General features: G+C 62.7%; 2 protein-coding genes. Both read left to right on the top strand.

From position 1 onward, the window contains the following. A partial coding sequence (locus ETQ85_RS25965; protein WP_187394888.1) for a glucosaminidase domain-containing protein occupies positions 1-325 on the top strand: 325 nt, incomplete at its 5' end. Between the two features lie 76 nt (positions 326-401). Next, the coding region (flgK, locus tag ETQ85_RS25960; protein WP_187394887.1) for a flagellar hook-associated protein FlgK at positions 402-1,240 on the top strand (839 nt) is incomplete at its 3' end.

Raw genomic sequence — 1,240 nt, 5'->3', positions numbered from 1 at the left:
CAACATCAAGGCCGGCAAGCGCTGGTCCGGCGATACGGTGAGCACCTCCACCACTGAATACCGCAACGGGGTGAGCGCCAAGGAGAATGCGAGTTTCCGGGCCTATGGCTCGTATGCGGAATCCTTCCGCGACTACGCCCGGCTGATCGGCAACAACCCGCGTTACGCCGGCGTTGTCGGCCAGACTGACGCCACTGCCTTTGCCCGCGGACTGCAATCGGCCGGCTACGCCACCGATCCTCTTTACGCCGACAAGCTGGCCCGCATCATCAACGGCAACACCCTGCGTACGGCCCTCGCCGCCAGCACCACCCGCAGCGCCTGAGGATTTCCGCTTCCTGCCGCCTGGCAAAGTTCTTGCATAGTATCCCGCAGATACTCGCGAACGAAGGATGTGGATCATGGGCAGCAGTCTCTTCAGCATCGGTCTCACCGGACTTAACGCCGCCCAGGCAGGCTTGGTCACGACCAGCCACAACATCTCCAATGCGGGCACTGCCGGTTACAGCCGCCAGAGTACGGTCCAGAGCACCAACCCCGGCTTGTTCACCGGCGCCGGTTTTTTTGGCGAAGGGACCAAGGTCGACACGATCAAGCGCGCCTACAACGGCTTCCTGACCAATCAGGTGCTGTCTGCCGAGACCAAGCTCAACGAGTACGACACCTACAGCACCGAGATCAGCCAGATCGACAACATGCTGGCCGATCCCGCCGTTGGCCTGACGCCGGCGGTGGCCTCCTTCTTCGAAGGCGTCCAGGAAGTGGCTGCCAATCCGTCCAGTGTGCCGGCCCGGCAGTCGATGATCTCCACCGCCCAGAGCCTGGTGGCCCGCTTCCAGAATCTTTCCCAACGGCTCAACGACGTGCGCGCCGGTGTCGAAAGCCAGATCAAGGACACCGTCACCTCCATCGGCACCTACGCCAAGGAAATCGCCGAACTCAACCACAAGATCGCGGTGGCGCAGCAGGCTGGTTCCGCCCAGCCCGCCAACGACCTGCTCGATACGCGTGACCAGTTGATCAAGGAACTGAACCAGCTCACTCGCGTGTCCACCACGACGGCCACCGATGGCTCCATGTCGGTCTTCATCGGAACCGGTCAGCCTTTGGTGGTGGGGACCAATGCCACCACCCTGGCCGCCCAGTCGTCCCGCTCCGATCCGTCCCGCAACGACGTGAACATCATCACCCAGAGCGGTGCGGCCATCACGATTCCGGAAAACCTGCTCGGTGGCGGCAA

Source organism: Zoogloea oleivorans (assembly GCF_008107625.1).
In the GTDB taxonomy this organism is placed as follows: domain Bacteria; phylum Pseudomonadota; class Gammaproteobacteria; order Burkholderiales; family Rhodocyclaceae; genus Zoogloea; species Zoogloea oleivorans.
Note: the sequence above shows the minus strand (reverse complement) of the source record. Positions and strands in the feature narration are given on the sequence as shown.